General features: G+C 53.9%; 1 protein-coding gene. It reads left to right on the plus strand.

All coding sequences use genetic code 11. The features are described 5' to 3' along the window. Positions 1 to 528: 528 nt before the first annotated feature. A partial coding sequence (locus WH50_RS25985) for a methyl-accepting chemotaxis protein (protein WP_110190391.1) occupies positions 529 to 2109 on the plus strand: 1581 nt, incomplete at its 3' end.

Genomic DNA, 2109 nt, shown 5'->3' on the forward strand with positions numbered 1-2109 from the left:
AGATGGCGCAACGCATGCTATCGCGGCGCATGGCCAGAGCGGACCGGGTGCTGGCCAATACCCTGCTGACCCGTCAGGGTGTCATCAACCCACCGTGTTAACGGTGGGTTATTCACTGCATTTCCTTAATTCAATTCTATTGCTGGCAATTCCTGTGCTGTGGTTAAGGAATATTGCTGCTGGTAATTGCGGCTTTTGAATAAAGCCCCGATTTTGAATTGGAATAGGTGCTCTGTTTATATCGGTGTTTATATTTGTGTTTTGTGTTTCGTCTGTAAAAGGCTGCCATGCTGTGTGGAGCGCTGCAGGTGCATCATGCTTGTGCATAAGGCTGATTTATAGGCGGTTTTTGGTTCTGATCTGGTGCAAGGGGTGTGATCTGGAGAGTTCAGGTCGCAGGCGTTAAATTTCCCTTTTTATTGCAGGTTTATTTGTTTTGGCTCAATAGGTATATTCGGGCACCAATACCCAACGTATCTTTTTGATACAGCTAAACCATAACTTGCAGATATCTGCCCAGGGGATGGAATGTTTTTGCTGCGGCCTGTGCTCTATTTAATGAACCGTACGCGCTATGCGTACAAATTTCTGATCATTTTCCTGGTATTTATGCTGCCGTTCTGCTGGCTGTCCGTTGACAAGCTCAGCAGCCTGTACAAGGACATGCAAAACGCCCGCTCGGAGCAGGAAGGTCTGGGGGTCATCACCCGCTTGCTGGATGTGTTCGAAGCGTCACAGAAGCTGGCTGGCGCCAAAGTGGTTTCCATGGCGCGCAATGAAGAGGATGTCACCTCTGCCGTCAAAGACTACCAGCAGCGTTACGACGCCAGCGTGGCGCAATACAACAGCGCGGTGAATGGCAGCCGTTATGCAGGTCTGGCCATCGATAAGGACAGCAAAGGGACAGAGCAGGGTAGCAGCACCAGTGTTCCCGTCGATACCCTCTACGTCAGCAACTTCACCCAACCTGAGCATCTGCGAGAGATTATCAAGTCGGTGGCCAGCCGGGCGCACCTGAGCAAGGACGAAAACGACAGGCTGTATAACGATGTCGACTTCATGCTCAACTCGCTGATACCGGCCTATGTCACCCTGTCCAAAGCGCGTACCTACAACGCCTATATTGTCGCCTATGGTTTTCTTGAGTCAGCCTCCAAACCCGGCGTGTTCAATCTGGTCAATGAGCTGAAAGCGATCACCGAAGGCACGGCTGCCGATCAGCCGATGCAGCAGGCCATTATTGATTCCAGCAAGGCTATTCTGGGCCGCTTCCAGACGGCAGTAATCACCAAATATGCCACTGGCAGTTTCTCCTACGATGACAAGGCACCGGCCCAATGGCGGTCACATTTTGAGGGGTATGATCAGGCGACGGCGGCGCTGGAGAACGGCCGTCAGCAGTTGCTGGATGAAGTGTCCGGCATTCTTGATCAGCGCTTGCAGAATAAACGTGCGGCACTGATTGCCTGGTCTTCGATTCAGGTGGTGATGGTGCTGCTGATTGTCTATCTGTTCGCCGGTTTCTATGTGTCAGTGCATGGCGCCATCAAGACCATCCGCACCGGTACCCGTCGTGTGTCGGAAGGGGATCTGAGTCAGGACATCCGCACTGACGCCAGCGACGAGCTGGGTGAACTGTCGAACGACTTCAATCAGATGCAGATCAAGATGCGCTCCCTGATCACCGAAGTGGCCAACATTTCTGAATCGACCACCGTCAAAGCCACGACCGTGAACGAAAATGCGCAGTCCAGTAGCGAAAGCGTGGCGATGCAGACGGTCGAGCTGGACCAGATTGCCACCTCCATGAGTGAGCTGGTCGCCAGTGTTCACGAAGTCAGCCGCAACACCCATACCGCCTCGGGCAAAGCCAGTCAGATCGGTGCCGAGTGCGAGCAGGGGCTGGTGCAGGTCAATCAGGCGGTGGCCGGTATCAATCAGCTGTTTGGCCATATGGATGCTTCGCGCAACGCCATCTCTTCAGTGGAGCAGGAAAGCGGCAGCATTTCCAAGGTGCTGGATGTAATCAAGAGCGTCGCTGAGCAGACCAACCTGCTGGCCTTGAATGCCGCCATCGAAGCGGCTCGCGCCGGGGAGCAGGGCCGTGGC

Origin of the sequence: Pokkaliibacter plantistimulans (assembly GCF_003194385.1) — a bacterium.
GTDB lineage: Bacteria > Pseudomonadota > Gammaproteobacteria > Pseudomonadales > Balneatricaceae > Pokkaliibacter > Pokkaliibacter plantistimulans.